The 22,923-nt window shown below is 36.3% G+C and carries 19 protein-coding genes; 8 read left to right on the top strand and 11 right to left on the bottom strand.

All coding sequences use genetic code 11. The features are described from left to right. Window positions 1-94: 94 nt before the first annotated feature. Window positions 95-1,498 carry a sigma-54 dependent transcriptional regulator gene (locus ASE92_RS05085; protein ID WP_056848964.1) on the top strand — a complete coding sequence of 468 codons (1,404 nt, stop codon included), beginning with the start codon at window positions 95-97 and terminating at the stop codon, window positions 1,496-1,498. A gap of 58 nt (window positions 1,499-1,556) precedes the next feature. On the opposite strand, the gene ASE92_RS05080 is transcribed toward ASE92_RS05085, so the two are convergent. From ASE92_RS05080 to gatB, 5 genes are all read right to left on the bottom strand, one after another. Further along, a complete protein-coding gene (locus ASE92_RS05080) occupies window positions 1,557-3,347 on the bottom strand; it encodes a chloride channel protein (protein ID WP_056848963.1) in 1,791 nt (596 codons plus the stop codon). Window positions 3,348-3,373: 26 nt separating this feature from the next. Next, window positions 3,374-4,096 (bottom strand): RluA family pseudouridine synthase, encoded by a 723-nt coding sequence (locus tag ASE92_RS05075; RefSeq protein WP_056848962.1) that lies wholly within the window; start codon window positions 4,094-4,096, stop codon window positions 3,374-3,376. A gap of 268 nt (window positions 4,097-4,364) precedes the next feature. Continuing rightward, a complete protein-coding gene (locus ASE92_RS05070) occupies window positions 4,365-5,054 on the bottom strand; it encodes a response regulator transcription factor (RefSeq protein ID WP_029274338.1) in 690 nt (229 codons plus the stop codon). Between the two features lie 103 nt (window positions 5,055-5,157). Continuing rightward, window positions 5,158-6,270: a TlpA disulfide reductase family protein gene (locus tag ASE92_RS05065; RefSeq protein WP_056848961.1), complete on the bottom strand. Its 1,113-nt coding sequence runs from the start codon at window positions 6,268-6,270 to the stop codon at window positions 5,158-5,160. After that, window positions 6,270-7,727 carry an Asp-tRNA(Asn)/Glu-tRNA(Gln) amidotransferase subunit GatB gene (gene gatB / locus ASE92_RS05060; RefSeq protein ID WP_056848960.1) on the bottom strand — a complete coding sequence of 486 codons (1,458 nt, stop codon included), beginning with the start codon at window positions 7,725-7,727 and terminating at the stop codon, window positions 6,270-6,272. Before gatB ends, ASE92_RS05065 begins: the two co-directional genes overlap by 1 nt. Before the next feature lie 143 nt (window positions 7,728-7,870). Here gatB and ASE92_RS05055 point away from each other — a divergent pair, with 143 nt between their 5' ends. From ASE92_RS05055 to ASE92_RS21090, 3 genes are all read left to right on the top strand, one after another. Then, a complete protein-coding gene (locus tag ASE92_RS05055) occupies window positions 7,871-8,461 on the top strand; it encodes a hypothetical protein (protein WP_157255633.1) in 591 nt (196 codons plus the stop codon). A gap of 97 nt (window positions 8,462-8,558) precedes the next feature. Further along, a complete protein-coding gene (locus ASE92_RS05050; RefSeq protein WP_200926329.1) occupies window positions 8,559-9,068 on the top strand; it encodes a hypothetical protein in 510 nt (169 codons plus the stop codon). A 154-nt stretch (window positions 9,069-9,222) separates the two neighbouring features. Continuing rightward, window positions 9,223-9,687 carry a hypothetical protein gene (locus ASE92_RS21090; RefSeq protein WP_157255632.1) on the top strand — a complete coding sequence of 155 codons (465 nt, stop codon included), beginning with the start codon at window positions 9,223-9,225 and terminating at the stop codon, window positions 9,685-9,687. A 34-nt stretch (window positions 9,688-9,721) separates the two neighbouring features. Here the strand turns inward: ASE92_RS21090 and ASE92_RS05045 are convergent, their stop codons facing one another. The 3 genes from ASE92_RS05045 to ASE92_RS05035 form a co-directional block, all read right to left on the bottom strand. Next, a complete protein-coding gene (locus ASE92_RS05045; RefSeq protein ID WP_056848957.1) occupies window positions 9,722-10,321 on the bottom strand; it encodes a hypothetical protein in 600 nt (199 codons plus the stop codon). A gap of 148 nt (window positions 10,322-10,469) precedes the next feature. Further along, window positions 10,470-12,335, bottom strand: a complete 1,866-nt coding sequence (locus tag ASE92_RS05040; protein WP_056848956.1) for a M1 family metallopeptidase — start codon at window positions 12,333-12,335, stop codon at window positions 10,470-10,472. Between the two features lie 25 nt (window positions 12,336-12,360). Then, a complete protein-coding gene (locus tag ASE92_RS05035) occupies window positions 12,361-13,314 on the bottom strand; it encodes a 3'-5' exonuclease (protein WP_056848955.1) in 954 nt (317 codons plus the stop codon). Window positions 13,315-13,495: 181 nt separating this feature from the next. Here ASE92_RS05035 and ASE92_RS05030 point away from each other — a divergent pair, with 181 nt between their 5' ends. Next, window positions 13,496-15,469 (top strand): DUF3857 domain-containing protein, encoded by a 1,974-nt coding sequence (locus ASE92_RS05030; RefSeq protein WP_056848954.1) that lies wholly within the window; start codon window positions 13,496-13,498, stop codon window positions 15,467-15,469. 1 nt (window position 15,470) lies between these two features. Further along, window positions 15,471-17,378, top strand: coding sequence for a DUF3857 domain-containing protein (locus tag ASE92_RS05025; protein ID WP_056848953.1), 1,908 nt, complete (start codon window positions 15,471-15,473; stop codon window positions 17,376-17,378). Window positions 17,379-17,519: 141 nt separating this feature from the next. Here ASE92_RS05025 and ASE92_RS05020 read toward each other — a convergent pair whose 3' ends face one another. Further along, window positions 17,520-18,968 carry an SDR family oxidoreductase gene (locus ASE92_RS05020; protein ID WP_056848952.1) on the bottom strand — a complete coding sequence of 483 codons (1,449 nt, stop codon included), beginning with the start codon at window positions 18,966-18,968 and terminating at the stop codon, window positions 17,520-17,522. 209 nt (window positions 18,969-19,177) lie between these two features. On the opposite strand from ASE92_RS05020, the gene ASE92_RS05015 reads away from it, so the two are divergent. Next, window positions 19,178-19,951 carry a murein L,D-transpeptidase catalytic domain family protein gene (locus ASE92_RS05015; protein ID WP_056848951.1) on the top strand — a complete coding sequence of 258 codons (774 nt, stop codon included), beginning with the start codon at window positions 19,178-19,180 and terminating at the stop codon, window positions 19,949-19,951. Here the strand turns inward: ASE92_RS05015 and ASE92_RS05010 are convergent. Continuing rightward, window positions 19,948-20,391 (bottom strand): hypothetical protein, encoded by a 444-nt coding sequence (locus ASE92_RS05010; protein ID WP_056848950.1) that lies wholly within the window; start codon window positions 20,389-20,391, stop codon window positions 19,948-19,950. The genes ASE92_RS05015 and ASE92_RS05010 overlap by 4 nt on opposite strands. Window positions 20,392-20,557: 166 nt before the next feature. On the opposite strand from ASE92_RS05010, the gene topB reads away from it, so the two are divergent. Then, complete coding sequence (topB, locus tag ASE92_RS05005) at window positions 20,558-22,408, top strand: DNA topoisomerase III (RefSeq protein ID WP_056848949.1); 1,851 nt, start codon at window positions 20,558-20,560, stop codon at window positions 22,406-22,408. Here topB and ASE92_RS05000 read toward each other — a convergent pair. After that, on the bottom strand, window positions 22,405-22,782 hold the full coding sequence (locus ASE92_RS05000; RefSeq protein ID WP_162237742.1) for a response regulator: 378 nt from the start codon (window positions 22,780-22,782) through the stop codon (window positions 22,405-22,407). The genes topB and ASE92_RS05000 overlap by 4 nt on opposite strands. Window positions 22,783-22,923 lie beyond the last annotated feature (141 nt).

The following is a 22,923-nucleotide window of genomic DNA, read 5'->3' as shown; positions in this document are numbered from 1 at the left end:
CGATTTCTCGTTTATAGGCTAAATTGATTGTATAATAAACTATACATAAATTTAAAATTATATATTAGCACTTCAATTAGAATAAGAATATCAAATGGCCAAACTATTAATTATTGATGACGAGCGGGCAATTCGAAGTACCCTACGCGAAATCTTAGAATACGAAAATTACGATGTTGAAGATATCGATAATGGTATCGACGGCCTTGAAATGATCAAGAAAACCAATTTCGACTTGGTTCTTTGCGATATCAAGATGAATAAAATGGACGGTATGGAAGTGCTCGAACAGGCACAAATCATCAAACCAGACCTACCTTTCATCATGATTTCTGGTCACGGAACTGTAGAAACAGCCATTGAGGCCAGTAAAAAAGGTGCCTTCGATTTCATTTCAAAACCACCAGATTTAAATCGTTTACTGATCACCGTTCGCAATGGTTTAGATCGTGGAAATTTAGTTACCGAAACAAAAGTACTAAAACGTAAAGCAAGTAAAACCCGCGAAATTCTAGGTGAATCCGAAAGTATATCGAAGATTAAAGAAACGATTGAACGAGTTGCCCCTACTGAAGCGCGAGTTTTAATTACAGGTGCAAATGGTAGTGGTAAAGAGCTGGTTGCCCGTTGGTTACATGAAAAATCAAACCGTGCTGACAGCCCGTTAATTGAAGTGAACTGCGCTGCAATTCCATCAGAATTAATTGAAAGTGAGCTGTTTGGCCATGAAAAAGGTTCATTTACTTCAGCTGTTAAACAACGTATTGGTAAATTTGAATTAGCAAATGGCGGAACATTATTCTTAGATGAAATTGGCGACATGAGCCTTTCTGCTCAAGCTAAAGTGCTTCGTGCTTTACAAGAACATAAGATTTCTCGTGTTGGTGGCGAAAAGGAAATTGAAGTTAATGTTCGTGTTTTAGCGGCAACCAATAAAGATTTATTAAAGGAAATTGAAGATGGTAATTTCCGTATGGATTTGTACCACCGTTTAAATGTAATCAACATCCACGTACCTCATTTAACAGAACGTACTGATGATATTCCAGTGATTGCACAGAATTTTCTAGAAAATATTTGCAATGACTATGGCATGCCTGTTAAAAAAATTAACGAAGGTGGTATGGCTGCATTACAGGCTTTGCCCTGGACAGGGAACGTTCGTGAGTTACACAATATGATTGAGCGTTTGATTATTTTGAGTGATAAGGTGATTACAGAAAATGATGTACGTGCTTTCGCCAATCCAGGCGGCGGAACAAACATTGGTGCGGCAACGAGTACACAAATTGCTCTTTCTGCGAATGGGTCAGGGATGTCTTCTTCTTTCGATAGCTTTAATAATTTTCAAGATTATAAAGACCATGCGGAGAAGGAATTTATCAAATTTAAACTGGAAAAAAACAATTGGAACGTATCAAAAACTGCTGATGAAATCGATATTCAAAGAAGTCATTTGTATAGCAAGATTGAAAAATTCGGTTTGAAGAGAGAATAATTTAAAAAATTATAGGTTGTAAGTGATAAGTCTTAGGGCTTAAAACTTACAACTTAAACTAACCCATATAATCATTCTGTCTCATCAATAAAGCCCTGTATTTATTGAAAATAGCTGTTTTCGAAACGAAACCTTGATATTGGTTTTCGTTATTGATCACCGGCAAAATCCACGCATTTTCCTGCTCCATTTTCTTCAGAACTGTTTTTAGATCATCAGCAATATTTATGGTAAGCGGAGCTTGCTGGACTAAATGTGAAACAGTCAGGCTTTCCTTTTGCTCCTCTTTAATCATCTCTCCGAAAATTTCTTCCACATAGATAATCCCTTTGAAATCTCCTAACTCATCAATAACCGCACAGATATTTTTATGCGACTGTACAATTTCATTCATCTTCAAGGAAATTAAATCATTAAGATAGAGAGCCGGATAGTTTTTTTCTGTCAGATATTTTAGTTTCATCTGATTCAAAACTGTTGTGTCTTTATCTTCGTGTGATAACAGTTCCCCCTTATCGGCTAGTACCTTCGTATAGATAGAATGCTTCTGAGCACTACGGTTAATAGCATAGGAAATCGCCGTAGTTATCATTAAAGGGACCATTAATATATAACCTCCGGTAATTTCGGCAATTAGAAAAATGCCCGTTAATGGTGCATGCATGATCGCTCCCAAAGCAGCTGCCATACCTGCAACTATGAAATTCGAAACGTTCAAATGGGCAATTCCCGATAAGTTGACCATGTAAGCAAAAATAAAACCAATTAATCCCCCCATGATTAAACTCGGCGCAAAAGTACCCCCGTTGCCTCCTGCACCCAAAGTAACCAGGGTAGCAATCGATTTCATGAATATGGTTACAATTGTAAAAAGTATAACGACTGCCGGAATGTTGCTGTAATCGGAAAAGATACTGTTGTTAATTACCGTTAAATAGTCGCCTTTCAAAAGGCCTTTAATCGTAATGTAGCCTTCACCATAAAGGGTTGGGAAAAGAAAAACTAGCGCCCCTAACATCAAACCACCAATAATAACTTTGGTGTAAGGATGTTTAATTTTATAAAAAAGGCCTTTAACAGCATAGTTTGCCTTGGTAAAATAAATCGAAAACAAACCAATTAATCCGGCCAGAAGTACATAGTAAAATAAGGCGTTAATTTGCCATCCTTCTGTTACCAGGAAAAATAACTGTTGGGTATAAAATATACGGGCAACTACGGCGGCGGTTGCAGCCGATAAAAGCAATGGGATAAACGCCGGTATTGTAAACTCGGGAAGTAATATTTCGATTGCAAAGACGATTCCTGCAACAGGACTATTAAAAGCCCCGGCAATACCAGCAGCCGCTCCACAAGCCACAAGCATGGTAATTTCGCGATAGGATAAACCTAAAATACGTGCTAAGTTAGATCCAATTGCCGAGCCACTAGTAACGATGGGGGCCTCTAAACCGGTTGATCCACCGAAACCTACCGTTACTGCAGCAGTGATGATTTGAGAATAAATATTATGTGCCTCTACCCTGCTCGATTTTTTGGAGATCGCGTAGAGCAACGGGGTTAAGCCAGTTTCAAACTTGCTTTTTCTGATGAAATATTTGATATACAGAACCGTCAACAGGATTCCAATCATCGGAAAAATGAAATATAAATAGTACTTATATTTCCAGTGCCAGTCTGATTGAAGAAACTCTTCGATATGGTGTGTTAAACTTTTTAATGCGGCGGCGGCCAGGCCAGCGAGAATACCAACAATAACAGCAAGTATGATGAGGAAATTACGGTTTGATATTTTTGACTTTCTATATTGGTTAATCTTATCAAGGTAATTTACAAATCTGATATACATGTTATTCTATTTTCTGGTTATTGATTTTAAGCGTCAAATTTATCCAGCTGTTTGATTAATGTGGCAAAATCTTTTGGATATGGCGCATCGATTACAATGTCTTTATCATCTAAACCTTTAAAAATTAAATGGCGGGCATGGAGCGCAAAACGTTTCATAATTGGTTGCTCCTCCTCTCCTTTAGATAATCTGTAGCCTCTTTTGATTGAAGACAAAAATACAGGTTTTCCTTTGTACATGTCATCACCCACTATAGCAGCACGTTGCGTAGCCAAGTGGATGCGGATTTGGTGCATACGACCGGTAATTGGTTTACATTCTACCAGCGTATAATGTTTATAATATTTTAATGAATCGAACACGGTCTCTGCTCTTTTTCCTTCTGCTCTGTCGATGGTTACGTTTTTATTTCCATCATTTAGAATGGGTAGATCAACCAATAACTTGTCGAATATTACGTGGCCATCAACCACTGCATGATAGGTTTTGTCCACCTTTCTGCGTTCGAATTGCATGGATGCATGGCGGTAGGCTTCAGGATTTTTAGCAATAATTAAAGCACCAGAGGTTTCCTTATCTAAACGGTGACAAACCTGTGCATCATCGCTATATTGTTTAGCCAGACGCAATACATTAGTTTCCCCAGAACCACCTCTTTCATCGAGCGAGGCCAAGAATGGTGGTTTATTGATTACAATAAAATCGTTGTCTTCAAAAAGAATAAGGTCTTTAAAATTCGGGTACTTCAAACTGTTGCGCTATTAATGAGCCGCAAAAATACGGATTTTATTTTATTGGTTCAGAATTTAACCACAGATAAAAAGGATAGACACGGATAAGGAAGTCATATTAAACCTTATGTCATTGCGAGGAACGAGGGCAATCTTAATACTCCCAACTAGTAAGCACGGTGCAGAATCGCTGCGTGCCTATAAATAAATGATGCAAAGAAAAAACACAGATTAATCACCAAAAAAAATTTGTGTTAATCTGTGTCTATCAGTGGTTAATATTTGCTTAAGAAAGCTCGAACTTATAACCAACACCTTTTACCGTTGATACATAAGTTTCTCCTAATTTTTCCCGAAGTTTACGGATGTGAACATCAATAGTTCTATTGGTAACTACAACAGAATCTTCCCAAATATTTTTAAGGATCGATTCACGGGTATAAACTTTACCGGGTTTAGAGGCCAAAAGATATAATAACTCAAATTCTTTTTTGGCAAGAACAACTTTATTTCCGCCTTGAAAAACTAAATAGGCTTCTCTATCAATTACTAGATCACCAATTTCCAATTTGTTTTCTGATACTTCTTCCGTTCCAGTATTCCTTCTTAAAATTGCGTTAATTCGACTTACTAAAGCCCGAGGTTTAATTGGTTTCGCAATATAATCATCGGCACCTACATTAAAACCCGCAATTTCTGAATATTCCTCACTTCTGGCAGTTAAGAAAACCATAAAAGTGTTTTTAAACTCAGGAATTGCCCTCATCAGTCTGCAAGCCTCAATTCCATCCATTTTAGGCATCATAATATCTAAAATAATTAGATCTGGATGAACTTTTTTGGCAACCGTAATTCCTTCCTGACCATTGGTCGCAGTAAAAACCTGGTAACCTTCTTTTTTTAGGTTGTACTCAATCAGTTCCAGAATATCTGGTTCATCATCAACAATTAATATTTTCTGACCTGCGTTGTTCATAGTTAAATATTTGTTACGAAAGTACTGTCTCTGATGTAATTTCTAGTTAAGACTAAGTTAAGAAATTGTTAACGACTTAAATTAGTTTAACATTGAGTTTCTTTTAACGTAACGTTTTAGCTAGAAATGCTTCTAGGTCCTCTCCACGGAGGTTTTTAGCAGCAATTTTTCCGGTCGGGTCAATAATATAAGAAGTAGGAATTGCCTGAACCTGATATTTTTTAACTGTTTCTCCGTTAAAATCTTTCAGTTCAGATACCTGATTCCACGCTAAACCATCTGCCTTAACAGCACCTAACCAAGCAGCCTTATCAGTATCTAGGGATATTCCTAAGATGTCGAAGTTTTTAACTTTGTATTTATTGTAAGCTTTTACCACATTCGGATTCTCCTGACGACATGGTTGACACCAGGAAGCCCAAAAATCCAAAAGAACGTATTTACCTTTATAATCTGCTAAACTAATTGCTTTTCCGTCTGCAGTATTCATGGTAAAATCTGGAGCCACCTGTCCAACCTGAACAGCCTTCAATAACGCCATCTGTTTCACAAAAGTATCTACCGTAGTATTACCTTTAATTTCATCTTTAACTTCATCTGCAAATTGTACAAGCTCCGCCTCATATTCTTGCGGACTAAGCGTATTCATCGCGTAAAAGCTAGCAAGCGTACCTTTATTGTCTTTAGCAAACTTAATGATCTGCGTATTCAATTGATTAATATACGACTGATACTGAGGCTTCATCTCCTCTAATATCGCTGCTCTGTTTTGTGGTTGAGTAGCCACTTTAGCCTCAAAATCTGCCTGCAATTTTTCAGCTTGTTTCGAGAAATTATTTCGAATGGTATTTAACTCTGATAGTTTCTCAACCTCATTTGCGCCAGATATTTTGTAAGCCATAGTTTTATCAGTTAAATCAGCTTCTAATTTAATTTGATCGCCATTTTTGGCAATTAACATAAATTCATGATTGCCGATGGAAACCCGGAAAAAATCTACAGATGGCGTTTTACGAATAAATTTAAATTCACCTTTTTCTGATAAGTTAGTCGAATCGATGGCGACCATTTGACTGCTTTCCATCCCGTATAGGAAAACTTTCTTCTCTGTTCCAGGGTTCTGGAATGTCCCATCAATTGTAAAACTATCTTTTGGTTTACAAGCTGTAAAGGCCATCGCAATTAATACGATCAGGCTTAAATTTTTTAATCTCATTATTTTAATTTTTCTAGTATTAATTCATTCAATTTTTTAGCGTCTGCTTTACCTTTTGCCAACTTCATTACATCGCCAACAAACAAGCCTAATACGCCTTTTTTACCTTTTTTAAACGCCTCAACTTGTTGTGGATATTTCGCTAACACTTCATCGATAAATGCACCTAATTCATCGCTGTTTTCTGAAATCAGTAAATTTAATGATTGTGCAAGTGTAGTCACATCAGCTTTTGGTTCCATTTCAATAGCTGGTAATAATTGCTGAATGGCAATTTGTTGTGTAAGCTTTTTATCATCAACCAAATTAATTGCAGCAGCTAATTGTTCTGGTTTAACATTATAATCATTAATAGTTATTCCCTTTTCACTTAACAAAGCCCTAACCGGACCAATTAACCAGTTAATAAGTGTTTTCTTAGTATTAACAATTGGTAAAGCTTTATTAAAATAATTTAACAGATCCAAATTCTCCGCAAATAAAGCTGCGTCTGCTTTTGTAATACCAAATTCGGCAACCATTTGCTTCGAAATTTCATTTGGTAAAGCGGGCATGGCCGATGTGATTTCTGCCAACCAATCGTCAGAAATAAAAATAGGCTGCAAATCCGGATCAGCGAAATACCGGTAATCGTTTGCCTCCTCTTTTGTTCGCATTGGCGATGTTGTGCCTTTATCAGCGTCAAAATTTAATGTGCTTTGGATGATTTTGCCGCCATTCTCAATTACCTCCACTTGTCTCCCAAATTCAAAATCCATTGCTCTACGTACGTTACGCATAGAATTTAGGTTTTTTACCTCGCAACGGGTACCAAATTCTGTAGAGCCATTCGGACGGATAGAAATATTTGCATCGCAACGCAAACTCCCCTCCTCCATGTTTCCATCACTCACATTTAAATGGCGGACCAACTTTCTAATTTCAGTAAGCAGCGCTGATGCTTCTTCGGCGCTACGAATATCAGGCTCCGATACAATTTCTATCAAAGGAACTCCAGCACGATTTAAATCAACCAAAGAATAGCTATCATCCTGATCGTGAATACTTTTTCCCGCATCCTCTTCTAAATGGATTCTATTTATCCCTATTTTCTTCGTTGATCCATCAGCTAATTCAACTTCAAGGAAACCATTTACACAGATTGGCTGATTGTCTTGTGTAATTTGATAACCTTTTGGTAAATCGGCATAGAAATAATTTTTTCTATCAAAGTGATTAGTTTGATTGATGGTACAGTTTAAGGCCAGGCCAATCCTAACCGCTTTGGCTACCACCGCTTTATTTAGCTTAGGCAAAGCACCCGGTAACGCCAATGAAACAGTTGAAATATTATGATTAGGTGAAGCCCCGAAAGATGCACTATCGGCAGAGAATATTTTGGTATTGGTGTTTAATTGAACGTGAATTTCCAGTCCTGAAACTAGTTCGTAATTGTTTTCGGTTGTCCCTAAACCCATAGATAAATGATGCCTTTGAATGTATTGAGCTGACAAATATAGTTAAAGAATGTTAAAACGAATTGCCTCAATTAAACTACGCGAAAATGCTTTTGTCTATTTCAATAATTAACACACACAAGGAACCTTTAATTAAAAACATTATGAAAAAGTTAGTTTTATTTGCTGCAGTCTTGATGGTTTCATTATTCAGCATAGATGATGCAAAAGCTCAAATTAATTTACACATTAATATTAACCAACAACCAGTTTGGGGGCCTACAGGTTATGATCATGTAGATTACTATTATTTACCAGATATCAATGCATATTACAATGTCCCATCCAGGCAATATATCTATTCGAATCAAGGCAATTGGGTTTCGACAAACAGTTTGCCAGGTCAATTCAGAAATTTTGACTTATACCGAGCATACAAAGTTGTTGTAAACGAACCCAAACCATATTTAAGAAATAACGTCTATATAGCTAAATACAGTAGATTTAAAAACTATAATGGCCGCCAATTGGTAATTAGAGATAGTCGCGATCGTAAATATGATGTGGTGAAAAACCACCCCAACTATAAAGCTGTTGCGGTGAATAATAATAGCAATCGTCAAAATCGTACACAAAACACTGTTGTAAAAATAATTCAAAACTCAAGAACAGCTCAAAATTCCAATCGTGGCAACGATAGAAGAGTAGAAAATGATCGTCCAGATAGGAATAAAGCAAATGGTAGAAGTAAATAGCGTGATTTAGTTGTGATTAGGGAGTTTCGGAAGAAGCTCCCTTTTTTGTGGCACGCCTTTTGGAAATATGGGTCTATCAACACAAATTAAATCGATTATGAAAAGATTATTTTTAGTTGCTGTAATAATGATGATTTCATTCCTCAGCATGCCGGCAAAGGCTCAAATAAATTTGAATGTAAATATTGGTTCACAGCCGCTTTGGGGACCCACTGGTTATGATCATGTTGATTACTATTACCTTCCAGATGTGGAAAGTTACTATTATGTTCCGAAAAAGCAATTTGTATACTTGAATGGAAACGACTGGGTTTTCGCGAACAATCTACCATCGCGATACGGAAATTACGATTTATACAATGGGTATAAAGTGGTAATTAACTCTCCAAAACCTTATCTAAATTTTAAGAATGATAAGGTTAAATACGGAAAATTCAAAGGTAATAAAGGTCAGTTGGTCATCAGAGATAGCCGCGATAGCAAATACTACGTGGTAAAAGGTCATCCACATGGAATGCCACCGGGACAAGCTAAAAAAATATACGGTAAAGCGAACAAAGGAAATAGTAACCATGGCAAAGGAAACGGAAAGGGAAAACACAAATAATTGTTAACTGATTAAGGAAGGGCTTCGAAAGAGGCTCTTTTTTTATATCTCTGTTACAATAGATGTTTTGGCATAGCGTTTGAATTTGTATTAAACACACAAATAGAAACAGATTATGAAAAAGTTATTTATCATCTCCGCGATTATAGGTATCGTGGCTTTAACATCAAATCAATCTAACGCCCAGGTAAGTATTAATGTAAATATTGGAGCACAACCGGCTTGGTTTCCTGTTGGTTATCAAAACGTTAACTACTATTACTTACCCGAAGTACAGTCTTATTATTACGTTCCTCAACGCCAGTTTGTTTATTTAAATGGAAATCGTTGGACTCGATCTAGATATTTACCGGCTAGATATAGAGGCTATGACTTACACCGAGGAAGAAAGGTGATTGTATATGGAAACAGCCCATATCGCAGTTACAATACGCATAGAGTTAGATATTCTAATCATAAGAATGTGTTTCGTTCATCATATGGCGGCGGAAATAGAGGTCGATATAACGCACCGCGAAACCATTACAGGCCGCAACGCGTAGATTACAGACGTCACGATCAAAGAGTTAATGCTAGTTTATTTTCTAGAGGACATAGAGAAAAACATGGTAGACGTTAAATAAAAAAAGAGGCTTTAGGCCTCTTTTTTTATTTTAAAATCGCTTACCAATCGTTAAACCAAATCTTGGGTAAGCTTCTAAGGATTGATTTTTACTTCCAAATACCCTACCTACACCTAGGTACGCTTCACCTAAAAAACCATTTCGAGTTAAAAATTTTGCTCCGGCAGCGGCGCCTAAGCCAAAGTCCGTGTAGTTTCTTTCTGGTAAGGTAATGTCATAACCAGCAGGATAGCTAGTGTAAGCCAAAGATGTATAATCAAATTCTTTGTGCGATATGATCCCAGCATTTCCTTCAATAAAAAAACCGTTCGCTTTTTTGTTTCCAAAATATATGCGATAGTGTGGGGTAATGACATAGTTTATTTTGCTGCCAAAAACATTTTCATTAGTTGCACCGATAGCAACCGATAATCCAACACCCATGTTGTCTTCAATGATTCTTTCGTAAGTAATTTCCGGAAGTGCTAAAATGGAATAAAACAAATTAATCTTAATCTCGTTATTCCCGCCATGGCCGATGGCTTCAGACTTAAGTTTGATAGACTGGGAAAGACTATCTATGTTTTTGTTTTGCGCCTTTAGATAATTTGTTGAGCTTACTAGCGCTAAGAATAAGAGTATTTTTTTCATCTAGATATTTTTAAACGAAACTAATAAAATAGTTTAAGTACGAAACAATTTGCAACTTTTTTAAGACACCATATCAAGAGCATAGTCAAACGATAAAACATGGTAGACGTTAAATAAAAAAAGAGGCTTTAGGCCTCTTTTTTTATGATTAGTTTACACTATAAGTATTATCACTTTTCACTTTGTCTGGAACATGACTACTGCCCATTGATACTTTATTCAGTTTTTTTGAAGTTTTAATTTCGATTTGCACTTCCTTTGCACCATCTTGCCAAACAGCGATTGTACTATGATTGGTTTCTTTTGAGCCATCTGCATAATTTAACACCAAATCAATGGGTAATGCTTTAATCCCTTTATTTTCAATTTTTATTGAATAACCGGTGTCTGTTTTATCCACCGATTTAATTGCCATATCCAAAACGCCGCCCTCAAAAAACCATGATTTCCAAAACCAGTTTAAATTTTTTCCACTTCCTTCATTTATACTGTTAAAGAAATCGTAAGGCATTGGGTGTTTACCGTTCCAGTTGTTAATGTAGTTGTGAAGCGCTTTAGTAAACAACTCCTCGCCAAGATAATCTTTCACATACAAATACGCTAAACCAGGTTTCGGATAAGAATTGGTAAAACTCCCAGATCCCTTTAAGTCAGGTGTTAATGTCATAATGGGAGAATCATCTTTATTTCCTGATGAAGCTGCCGTTGGCTGAATGCCGTATTCATCTACGATGGTGGAATCGATCATTGGTGAAATTAGCCACTCACCTATCGTGGCCCAGCCTTCATCCATCCAACCATATTTGGTCTCATTTATACCCATATAAAACGGAAACATGGTATGGAAAATTTCGTGATCTGTTAACGTAATGGCGTCTTCCCTATTATCAACTGGGTTATCATTAACCATCATCGGATATTCCATTTGATCTAAACCATCGAAAATAGTTTCATGATTATATGGAAATGGCCATTTCGGAAATTTGTAACTCATTGATTCAACAGTTTTACGGGCAAAATCAATTACTTCATAATAGTCTTTGTGCTTAGCGTTAAAAACAGCATCAACCCTCGTTCTTCTTTTTGTTTTTGGATCAACCATCAAACTGGTTGATTTCCACAAATAATGATCACTTAAAGCAAACACAAAATCGGTAACATTTTTGGCTTCAAACTTAAAGGTATTAAAAGTATTGGGCTTAGTTACCTGTTTCATTGCCAAATCCTTTTCTGTAATCACATCTACAATTCCATCATTTTTTTCCGCTGAAGCGATTTTAGCGGCAATTTCTTTATAAAATACTTCATTAGCATTTTTTAAATCGCCTGTAGCCCAAACGGCAAACCCACCAGGAACTTTAATTTCTGCATTAAACTGATCGAAATCATTGTAAAATTCTTCTGCTCCTGTATAAGGATATTTATTCCAGCCATCTACATCATCGTAAACGGCAATTCGAGGAAAGAAATAAGCAATAAAATGCGAGCCATCGTCTACTTGCCCGGTTCGAATGTGCGAGCCCTTATTTAAAGTATAATTGTAGTCGAAGTTAAACTTGATGGTTTTGCCAGGTAAAAGCGGTTGAATGACGATATGCATATTCGTACCGTCAATCTGCAAGCTCCCTAACGATAACTGACTGTTGTTTAGGGCCGCAGTTGTAATTTGTACACCTTCACCCAAATCAGAATCCGCAATTTTTGATTTTCTGATCGAACCCTTTTTATACAAATTTGGATATAGCTTGAACCAAATTTCTTTTAAGGTATCCGGACTGTTGTTGGTATAAACCACATCCACCTTACCCTTTAACAATCGCGTTGATGGATTAAAATCAACCTTCAAATCGTATTTTGAAGAGTTTTGCCAATAGTTTTTCCCTGGTTTTCCACTAACACTACGGGTCTCTTTGCTGTATGTATTCTGAAAAACCGGTTCAATAGGCAATTGAACCTGAGCGTTTGCATATACTGCAGAAAAAAGTATAATGCTAAATATTTTAATCACTTTCATTTAAATCAAACCTTAATACCGCTGCTTATTTACCAAATTTCATCTTTAGCTGCTCAAGCATATCGTTATTAATTGGCTGTGCAGGCTTATCTGGTTTTTGCTGAGGCTTTTGTTGATATTGTGGCTTTTGAGCAGCAGCCGTTGGTTGTGGTTTTGGGGTGCGGTTTTCATTTTTCTTGGCATTAAATTTCGCCCATTCCTCATCCAGTTTTTTCTTCGTGTATAGAGGAAAATCACCTTGCTTCATCCAGGCATAATAACTTGGTTCAACAGCAAAAACTTGTTCGGTCGTTTTTCCTTTGTGTTTTCCGAAGTTAAAACAAACCTCATTTTTATCATTATAAACCATTCTGCCAGCAAAATCTACAGGCTTATGTATGTTAGTAAATACGTGTAAAGCATCTACATCATTCACAACAGGAATGCTTTTGTTGCCCTGTTTATCTTCAAACTCTTTTTCTTTGTACATCTCCAGCTGCCCAAGCAAAACTTTATAAGTTGCTATTACATCTGCCTCAGCAGCGTGAGCGTTTATTAAATCTTCCTGACAATAAAATTTATAAGCTGCTTTTAATGTACGTTGCTCCATCTGGTGGAAAATATTCTGAACGTCAACAAATTTGCGTTGGTTCATATCAAAATCTACATTAGCTCTTAAAAACTCTTCCAACAACATCGGAATATCAAACTTATTTGAATTATAGCCCGCCAAATCACTTTCTCCGATAAATTCGGCAATTTCTTTTGCTAACATTTTGAAGGTTGGCTCGTTTGCAATGTCTTCATCGTAAATGCCATGAATTAAAGAAGTTTGCAAAGGAATCGGTATTTCTGGATTTACACGCCAGGTTTTAACCTCTTCTTTACCATCTGGATATGCTTTCAAAATGGCTATTTCTACTATTCTATCAGCGCCTACATTTATACCAGTAGCTTCTAAATCGAAAAATGCTAATGGACGTTTTAAATTTAATTTCATTTTATTGAATAAGGGAAAGAACACAGCGTCTTACTGCATCGAAAATTATGTTTATCCAAAAGTGCTAAAAAGGATTGATTTGTTTGTAAAACACCGTATTAAATTCGAAATATAATTTTCAAATTATTTCTGAATATTAAATGCTAGCTTTAAATTGCTGCAAAATTTAAAGACGCACTCTATGAAAAAACGAATACTTTTTCTCTTACTATTTTCCGCATATATGCCGGTTTTTGCTCAAAACTTTAATTTTGGAGCCATTACCTATGATGATTACGAATTTGACCGAAACAAGCTTGATAGTAATGCAAATGCAATCGTGCTCAAAGAATTTGGTACAGCAAGGATAGACATTGATGATGCTACAGGAAGGCTTGAACTTATTTTCGATTACCATGTAAAAATCAAGATTTATAACAAAGAGGGATTTGAGAACGCAAATGTAGTAGTGCCTTTATACAAGGATGATTCTCGGGAAGAAATCATTAACGATTTAACCGCATCTACCTTTAACTATACTGACGGCAAGTTTGTTGCAACACCTATGGATAAAAAAGCTATATTTTTCGAGAACCGATCGAAGTATACTAAGCTTTTAAAATTTACGCTACCAAATTTAAAGGAAGGATCGATAATAGAATATAGCTACAGGTTAAAATCTCCAAACCTATTTAATTTTAAAACATGGGAGTTTCAGTGGAAAATACCAAAGGTGCTCAGTGAGTATCTGGTTTACATTCCTGGTATTTACAATTACAATGTTTCCCTTAGGGGTTATCAAAAGCTAAGCGATCAGAAGGTTGAATTAGCTAAAGAATGCCTGCGCATTAATGGGGCAAATATAGATTGCTCCAAAATTACTTACCTGATGAAAGATATACCCGCATTCATTGAAGAAGATAATATGACCGCTCCAAGTAATTTTAAATCGGCTATTTTCTTCGAACTTTCTGATGTTACCAATCCGTCCGGTGGCAAAACTTCGTATACAAAAACGTGGAAAGATGTCGATTACGAATTGTCCAGTGATAAATCGTTTGGATCACAAATAAAACGTAAGGATATTTATAAAGACATTATTCCTTCTATAATTAAAGATGCGCCAGACGATTTGATTAAAGCGAAAGCCATTTTAAACTTCATAAAAAAACAAATTAAGTGGGATAACTATTACGGAATTTATTGTGCGGAAAACATCAAGAAATCCTTCGATAACAGATCGGGAAACGTTGCTGATTTAAATTTAAATCTAATTGCTGCACTTTCTGCTGCAAACCTTGATGCTGAAGCCGTTATTTTATCTACCCGTGAGAACGGCACGATAAATAAACTCTATCCTGTAATCAGCGATTTTAATTATGTGGTTGCCAAATTAAACATTGGCGACAAAAGTTATCTTCTTGATGCTACGGAACCACTTCTTCCTTTCGGTTTGTTGCCTTTACGCTGTATGAACGATCAAGGCCGGGTTATTAACTTGAAAAAACCATCTTATTGGATCGATTTAAAAGCGAGCCAGAAAACGGTGACCAATTACATTTTAAATGGAAAACTGACTAACGAGGGTAAAATAGCGGGTACACTTACGACCATTTATCAAGGTTACGCTGCTTTTGCCAAAAGGAAAGAAATTAAAAGATACACCTCCACTGATGAATTTGTAGAAAAACTAGACGAACGGTTGGTTAAAATAAAGATTTCCGATCCTGTAATTAGCAATTTAGATAGTGTAGAAAATCCACTCACAGAAAAATACGAAATAGAGTTTACCATGAACGATGGAATAAGTAAAAATGAGTTTTATTTAAGTCCGTTTTTTATTAATGCGATTTCTAAAAACCCTTTTAATTTAAATATCAGGACTTATCCTGTTGATTTGGGTGCAGCATCTGATGAGAGGATTATCATCAATATCGAACTGCCAGCAAAGTATAATTTAGTAGAAAAACCAAAAAATCTGGCTATTGGCTTACCCAACGGTGGTGGTAAGTATTTGCTGCAAACACAATTGGATAACAACACCTTGTCATTGAGCCAGATTTTGCAATTTAACAATGCTGTTTATCAACCTGATGAGTATCCCTTTCTAAAGGAATTTTATAGTAAAATAATCCAAAATCAAAAGGTAGAATATTTATTAAGAAAAGGCGAATAATATGAAATACAAACTTATTATAATATGCCTTTTTACTTTGATTAACACCGCTTTTTCACAGGATAATTACGATGTTGATTTAATCCCCGGAACACTCAAAAACAGAGCTAACTCTTGTATCAGAAATGAGGAAATATTAGTTGATATGCGTTCGCCGGAAAACGTATTGTTAACCGTAAAGAAAGCGATTACGGTATTTAACGAAAATGGCGAAGATGAAGCAAGGCTGGTATTAAACTATGATAAAAATACCTCTATAAAAACAATAAAGGGTGAAGTTTACAATGCTGTTGGTAAACCAATAAGCAAGTTTACGCAAAATGACTTTAGTGATGTAAGTGCAGCAGATGGGTTTTCCTTGTTTATAGATAGCCGCGTAAAGCATTATCTGCCGAATTTGAATCAATATCCGTATACCATCGTTTACAATTATGAAATTCGTAACAAACAGAATTTAATTATTCCCAGATGGATCCCAAAGCCTGGCGATGATATTTCGGTGGAAAAAAGTTCGTATACTTTTATTTGTAAACCAACTGATGAGGTGCGTATAAAAACTGTTAATTATGCTATGGAACCAGAGGTTTCGACAGATGAAAAGCAAAAAAAAATGGTATGGAAAACCAGCAATATCTTAGCTGTTAAAAGTGAACCTTTTAGTCCTAACCCCAAAACTTATAGAACAAGCATTCAAATTGCGCCCAAACAGTTTACTTATTCCAACCACAAGGGTAGTTATCAAAATTGGGAGGAGTTGGGAAAATGGGTTTACGATGATTTGATTAAACAGCGAAATACCTTGCCACCAGCTACCATAACGATGGTGAAAGATTTGGTAAACGATGAAAAAACTGATAAAGAAAAAGCCAGAAAAATTTATCAGTATCTGCAAGACAAAACACGCTATATCAGTGTTCAAATCGGTATCGGTGGTTTACAGCCTATCGCGGCAAGTGAGGTCGATCGTTTAGGATATGGAGATTGTAAAGCACTTGTAAATTACATGCAAAGTATGTTGAAAGCTGTTGATATTGAATCCTATTATTGCGTAGTGGAAGCTGGCAGTGAAAAAATAAGTCTTGATCCTCAATTTGCGGATATGGCTCAGGGTAATCACATCATTCTCTGTTTACCTCTTAAAAGCGATACTACCTGGCTGGAATGTACGCATCAACAAATTCCCTTTGGGTTTTTAGGTGACTTTACGGATGACCGGCTGGTATTTGCCTGTACTCCAGAAGGCGGAAAAATGCTTAGAACACCTAAATTGAGTGCACAAAATAATCTTCAGATAAGAAAAGTAAATTTAAGTCTTAACGATGATGGTACAGCTCTAGGCAATATGCAAACGGTTTTTTCGGGCTCTCAATACTATAATCATGAATCCAACATCGAAAAATCAATAACCGAGCAACAAAAAGCACTTAAAATTTGGTATAATCTTGATTATATAGATTTCAAAAACATCACTTACTTAAAAGATAAAACCGATAATCCGAAAATTATAGAAGATGTTAAAGTCAATATCCGTCAATATGCGCCAGTCGAAAACAATAAGATGTATCTACAGTTAAATGCTTTTAATATCTCGAGAAATATTCCGGAAATAAAAGTAAGAAAGCTTCCTGTTTATATAAATAGAGGCTATACTGATGAAGACACCATCACTTATTCGATTCCAGAAAATGTATTAACTGCTTCTATTTTACCGATGAATAAAAGTCTGGAAAGTGATTTTGGGTCTTATGAATCCAAGGTAACTGTTGAGGATAGAAAAATTATTTACCACAGAAAAATCAAAATTAACGATGGAACATATCCTGCCGAAAAATATAGCTCATTCGCAAAGTTTATGACCGACGTAAATACTGCCGATAATTTGAAGTTGATCCTTAACTTAAAAAAATAATGCCAAGGGCGATCCCAACAATCATAATTAAGTACATTAGAATTTCTGTACTTGCAAAGCGTTTATATTTAGTCCAGAAAGAATAATCGTGGTCCTGATTTGGCATTTTTTTAATTTAAGCAGTAAAACTAACGAATTGAATTAAGATTCAGGTTGAAAAGTAGTAATCTGTTTGGCCATGCCCTTAAACAATACGATATGAAATGGCCACATGGCGTACCAATACATCCTTCCCCACAAACCTTTCGGCCTGAAGGTAGCAATTTGCGATAGAAACGCCTGGCCATGAAATTCTACCAATTTGAATTCTAGCCAGGCTTCACCAGGTACTTTCATTTCGGCGTAAAGCAATAATCGTTTATTCTTTCTGTCGGCTAAAAGCACCCGCCAGAAATCAAGCACATCACCAGCTTGAAGATCAATATTACTGGTTCTGCCTCTGCGTGTGCCTACGCCACCGAAAATTTTATCTAAAAAACCTCTTAACTGCCAAAGCCAGTCCATAAAATACCATCCTCTACTTCCGCCGATGCTCCAAATATTATCAAAAACCTCTTCCGCCTTGCGTTCAAAAGGCATTTTTACCTTATATTCTAACGTACCGTTTTGTGGAACTTTAATTTGGTCCATGAAATCGGTTTGCAGGTAGCCTCTATTTAAGGCATCTTTCCAGCTTGAAACTATAGAATTTTGGTCAATTTTTTCAAAAGCCAAATGCAAAGACTGGGCATAGGTTAAGCATTGCCGGGGCACAACCTCTTTAATACGGTCATCTTTACAAATCACTTCGTTTTTCATGCTATCAACCAAGCTTTTTGCAAGTGAGTAAGGTACAGGTGTAATTAAATTTAACCATAAAGATGATAATCGTGGGGTAAGTACCGGTACGGTAATAATCCACCTTTTCAAACCGCGTTCCTTTGCATAACCCAACAACATATTTTTATAAGTTAAAATATCCGGACCACCGATATCAAACGTTTCATTAAATGCTTCTCGGTTATGGAGCACACCAGTTAAATAGCCCAAAACATCGCGGATGCCTATGGGCTGGCATTTTGTTTTTACCCATTTTGGAGCCACCATCACCGGGATTTTCTCCGTTAAATCTCTAATAATTTCGAAAGATGCACTGCCAGAACCGATAATAATTGCAGCTCTCAATATGGTACAGGCAATTCCCGATGATTTTAATTCGTCTTCGACCGCCAGGCGTGAGCCTAAATGTTTGGATAAATGCTCGTCGTTAGCAATACCAGTAAGATAAATGATCTGCTTACACTTTGTTTTTTTTATTGCCTTTGCAAAATTCTCTGAAGATTTTTTCTCTAAATCAGAAAACCCTTCGTCGCTTGACGACATGGAGTGAACCAGGTAGTAAGCTGCATCAACATCATCCGGAATCTCATTTAAAGAATCGGGATTTAATAAATCACCATTGATAATCTGAACCTGATCCACTAAGTCAGATTGTGCAGCAAATCTTCTGCTATCACGCACCATGCAAACAACCTGATGCTTCGCATCCAATAATAAAGGGAGTAATCGTGTACCGATGTATCCGTTTGCGCCAGTAAGCAGTATTTTCATCAAGTGATTATTTATTTCACAACACCTTAAAAACTGTTTTGTTATTTCTTTTCCTACTGATTTAAAAGAATTTGTATTCCACTAAGCTATAAAATAAATGCATAAGTCATCTGAAGGTCAAACAAGCTGTATTATTAACACTACAATGAATTTCGGGCAACATTTGTTTCAATCTATCGTATAAGTAGTATTAAACCAAACATTCCTGTATGAATAAATACATTTTATGCTTTGCTTCTATCATTTTAATATGTGTAGCTCTTATTGGAACAAGTTTTAAAGCAGCTGATCAATCTCAACCTTTAAAAAATTTTGCAGCAGATAGCGCTTATAATCAATACATTTTAGATTTATATCAAACAGCTGATTTGGATTCGGTTGGTTTGAGCGAGCAGGTATTTGAGAAAGCATTGACCGGTTATTATAATATGAAATATTCTGGCTTATTGCATGAGAAATCGGTGCTAACCATCGCAGATTTTGATCAGGAAAGTTGTAAAAAGCGCATGTATATTATTGACATAGATAAAAAGAAACTGATTTTAAATACATGGGTGGCACACGGCCAGAATAGCGGTGGAGATAAACCGTCTAATTTTTCGAATATTCAGAATTCAAATCAAAGTAGTTTAGGGTTTTATCTCACTGGAGAAATATATTTTGGGAAACATGGCAGATCCTTAAAACTAGATGGAATGGATCAGAATTTTAATAGCAAAGCTAGAGATAGAGCGATTGTTTTACACGGGGCAGATTATGTTTCGCAAGAGACCATAAATAAACTGGGTAGATTAGGAAGAAGTCAGGGCTGTCCTGCTGTGCCAACTAAACTCGCCAATAAAGTAATTGATGCCATTTCAGATCGGACAGTCTTATTTATAAATAGTTCAAAAAAAGCTTATCAGTCTTCTCTTTTAAACGAAACACTAGCGGCTAATGCAGCTTTAAATCAAAATAATATGATGGCTGCCCAAATGAATTAGTACGTTTTGAGGTTGGTGTTATTTAAATTTTTAGGGAACATCTTAACAAAAATCGGTTTAAACCGGGCCAAAAAATCCCATACCCAACGATTGCTGTCTTTTTCCTTTTCGCCGCAGTCTACAATTTCTGCTCTCACCAGTAACTTCTTTACAAAATTATTCATAGGTTCTATTTTAATAACGCTATTAAACTTTAACCCTACATAATCGCAGTAAACATGTACCAATATTTCAACAATTAATGAGTCATTGGAAATAATTAAATCCTTATTAAGCAGATTTTTGTAATTGCTCTTAATCGTTTGTGCTAACAAATTAAATCTTTCGTGGGCATTCCCATTCAAGAAGCGCCACAATTCAGCATCACTGTATACACGAATTATGCCCGGTTGCAAATCAACTTTTATCCTGCATGCTGCTAATTCGTAAATCTGTCTCATTTTTTAATATTGGATTTAAAAATCGATTTATTGTTACTAAAAGATGTATTTCAAACAGCTTGACACCGAAAATGTTTAAGTTCAGCTGGTTACCCTGTGAGTAAAATTTTAGCTGTTGAAAGGAATATTTTAGGCATCTTTGAGGTTGAAAAAATACGCCTAATTAATGAAGATAGTTATTGCAGAAAAGCCCTCTGTTGGTCGTGAACTTGCTAAAGTTTTCGGCGCAACAACCCGTAAAGATGGATATATCGAAGGTAAAGGATATTCATTTACCTGGGCTTTCGGACACCTACTTCAATTGGCACCTCCACAGGATTATGGTTTTATTGGTTGGAGAAAACAACATTTACCGATGTTGCCAGCTAAATTTAAGTTAGCAGTAAGAAAGGTAAAAACCAAAGACGGTTTTATAGAAGATCCAGCAGTTAGAAAACAGTTGGATACCATTAAGCGACTGTTTGATGAAGCAACCGAAATTATCGTTGCCACCGATGCCGGGCGTGAGGGCGAATTAATTTTTAGATATATTTATTATTATCTGAAATGTAAAAAACCTTTCAAACGACTATGGATATCATCTCAGACAGATGAAGCTATAAAAGATGGCTTTAGAAACCTAAAGCCCGGCACAGATTACGATACCTTATTTAATTCGGCACATTGCCGCTCAGAATCTGACTGGTTGGTGGGTATGAATGCCACTCAGGCTTTAAGTATCTCGGCCGGGAACAGAAGCGTATTATCTTTGGGCAGAGTACAAACCCCAACGCTGGCAATGATTTGTGCCCGGTTCCTGGAAATTAAAAATTTTGTTCCCCAAATTTATTACCAAATAGCCATCCAACTGATCAAGGATGAGCAGCAATTTAAGGCAGTATCTACCTCGAATTATAAGGATAAAGAAGAAGCTGAAAAACTTTTCGCATTGGTAGAAGATGTAACTTCTGGCTTTGCCACTGGAGGAAACATCACCGCTGTAGAGGCTAAACCCCGTAAAGAACCACCACCACTTTTGCACGATTTGAGTAGCCTGCAGCAGGAAGCAAATAAAAAGAAAGGATTTACCGCGGACCAAACCTTAAATATTTTGCAAAATTTATACGAAAGCAAATTGGTATCCTATCCACGTACTGGATCAAGGTATATTGGCGATGATGTTTTTGATGGAGTTCCAACGCTAATTTCTAAATTTACTAATCATCCTGATTTTGGTAAACAAGCACAGTTTCTTCAAACGGTTAGCCTAAATAAAAGAAGTGTAAACGCTAAAAAGGTAACCGATCACCATGCCGTATTGCCCACCGGCGAAGAAGCCTATGGTTTAAGCAGCGATAAACAAGCGGTTTACGATATGGTTGTTGGGAGGATGATTGAAGCTTTTCACCAGGAATGCCTTAAGGAAATTACCAAAATTACTATCCAGTCGGGTTTAACTTTCATAGCTAATGGAACAGTTATCCGCTCTGCGGGATGGCGCTCGGTTTTTAACGAAACCGATGAAGATAAAAAAGATGAAGACAATGCGGCGCTGCCTAAAGTTGTTGTAGGCGAGCAACTGCCTATTCTGGAAAAGTCTTTGCTCGAAAAACAGACCAAACCAAAAGCCATGTACAACGAAGCTTCTTTATTGAAGGCACTTGAAACCTGTGGAAAAGAAATTGAGGATGAGGAATTGCGTTATGCCATGAAAGACAGTGGCTTGGGTACCCCAGCAACACGGGCTTCAATTATTGAAACTTTAATTACCAGAGAATATATTGTACGCGAAAAACGTAATCTGTTGCCCACTAATAAAGGCTTGGCAGTTTACGAAGTGGTAAAAGACAAACAAATTGCACAAGCTGAATTAACCGGACAATGGGAAAAGCGATTGGAAGAAATTCGATCGGGATCTTCCGTGGCAGATTTTAAGTGGGAAATTACGGAATACACGAAAATGATTACCAACGAATTATTGATTGCGGGCGCTAGTATTTCTGGAAAGCTAGAAGATAAAAAACTAGAGAAAGCTTAATCGAAAGCTTTCTTTAACACTTGCTCAATCGAAATACCCATGTTTTCATGTTTTTGGATGAAACCTATCGCCCCTGCATCTTTATATTGTTGCTGTAAAGTAGCCTTATCGTTACCTGTAAACATGCAAACCTTTATTTGAGGTTGGATGGCATGAACTTTTATTATAGTTTCAGGGTTACTATCTTCCCTTGGCATATTGATATCCAAAAGCAAAAAATCGAACTCGGTTTGATTTAGCAATTCGAATGTATCTGGTAAATTAGTAGTTTCGGCGATCGTTGGATTGTCGAGAAATTTTTTAAAAAAACCTTTCATCACCATTCTCATCAAATCACTATCATCTGCAATTAAAACTTTAATTCCTACTTTCATTTCCATTAATTATTAAACCATCATCATTTACAATGAGATTTATATAACACAGTTTTCTACCTTGATTGTTTAAGGGAATTTTAAAGCTATAAAATAAATCCAGGATGATTTACTCAAATGTAATAATTTATAAGCAAAATA

Source organism: Pedobacter sp. Leaf41 (assembly GCF_001422545.1).
GTDB lineage: Bacteria > Bacteroidota > Bacteroidia > Sphingobacteriales > Sphingobacteriaceae > Pedobacter.
Note: the sequence above shows the minus strand (reverse complement) of the source record. Positions and strands in the feature narration are given on the sequence as shown.

What these genes read in the sequence shown, in the direction of transcription:
- ASE92_RS05085 (WP_056848964.1), top strand. Translation starts at nt 95, where the DNA reads ATGGCCAAACTATTAATTATTGATGACGAGCGGGCAATTCGAAGTACC.
- ASE92_RS05080 (WP_056848963.1), bottom strand. Translation starts at nt 3,347, where the DNA reads ATGTATATCAGATTTGTAAATTACCTTGATAAGATTAACCAATATAGA.
- ASE92_RS05070 (WP_029274338.1), bottom strand. Translation starts at nt 5,054, where the DNA reads ATGAACAACGCAGGTCAGAAAATATTAATTGTTGATGATGAACCAGAT.
- ASE92_RS05065 (WP_056848961.1), bottom strand. Translation starts at nt 6,270, where the DNA reads ATGAGATTAAAAAATTTAAGCCTGATCGTATTAATTGCGATGGCCTTT.
- gatB (WP_056848960.1), bottom strand. Translation starts at nt 7,727, where the DNA reads ATGGGTTTAGGGACAACCGAAAACAATTACGAACTAGTTTCAGGACTG.
- ASE92_RS05055 (WP_157255633.1), top strand. Translation starts at nt 7,871, where the DNA reads ATGAAAAAGTTAGTTTTATTTGCTGCAGTCTTGATGGTTTCATTATTC.
- ASE92_RS05050 (WP_200926329.1), top strand. Translation starts at nt 8,559, where the DNA reads ATGAAAAGATTATTTTTAGTTGCTGTAATAATGATGATTTCATTCCTC.
- ASE92_RS05045 (WP_056848957.1), bottom strand. Translation starts at nt 10,321, where the DNA reads ATGAAAAAAATACTCTTATTCTTAGCGCTAGTAAGCTCAACAAATTAT.
- ASE92_RS05040 (WP_056848956.1), bottom strand. Translation starts at nt 12,335, where the DNA reads ATGAAAGTGATTAAAATATTTAGCATTATACTTTTTTCTGCAGTATAT.
- ASE92_RS05035 (WP_056848955.1), bottom strand. Translation starts at nt 13,314, where the DNA reads ATGAAATTAAATTTAAAACGTCCATTAGCATTTTTCGATTTAGAAGCT.
- ASE92_RS05030 (WP_056848954.1), top strand. Translation starts at nt 13,496, where the DNA reads ATGAAAAAACGAATACTTTTTCTCTTACTATTTTCCGCATATATGCCG.
- ASE92_RS05025 (WP_056848953.1), top strand. Translation starts at nt 15,471, where the DNA reads ATGAAATACAAACTTATTATAATATGCCTTTTTACTTTGATTAACACC.
- ASE92_RS05020 (WP_056848952.1), bottom strand. Translation starts at nt 18,968, where the DNA reads ATGAAAATACTGCTTACTGGCGCAAACGGATACATCGGTACACGATTA.
- ASE92_RS05015 (WP_056848951.1), top strand. Translation starts at nt 19,178, where the DNA reads ATGAATAAATACATTTTATGCTTTGCTTCTATCATTTTAATATGTGTA.
- ASE92_RS05010 (WP_056848950.1), bottom strand. Translation starts at nt 20,391, where the DNA reads ATGAGACAGATTTACGAATTAGCAGCATGCAGGATAAAAGTTGATTTG.
- topB (WP_056848949.1), top strand. Translation starts at nt 20,558, where the DNA reads ATGAAGATAGTTATTGCAGAAAAGCCCTCTGTTGGTCGTGAACTTGCT.
- ASE92_RS05000 (WP_162237742.1), bottom strand. Translation starts at nt 22,782, where the DNA reads ATGAAAGTAGGAATTAAAGTTTTAATTGCAGATGATAGTGATTTGATG.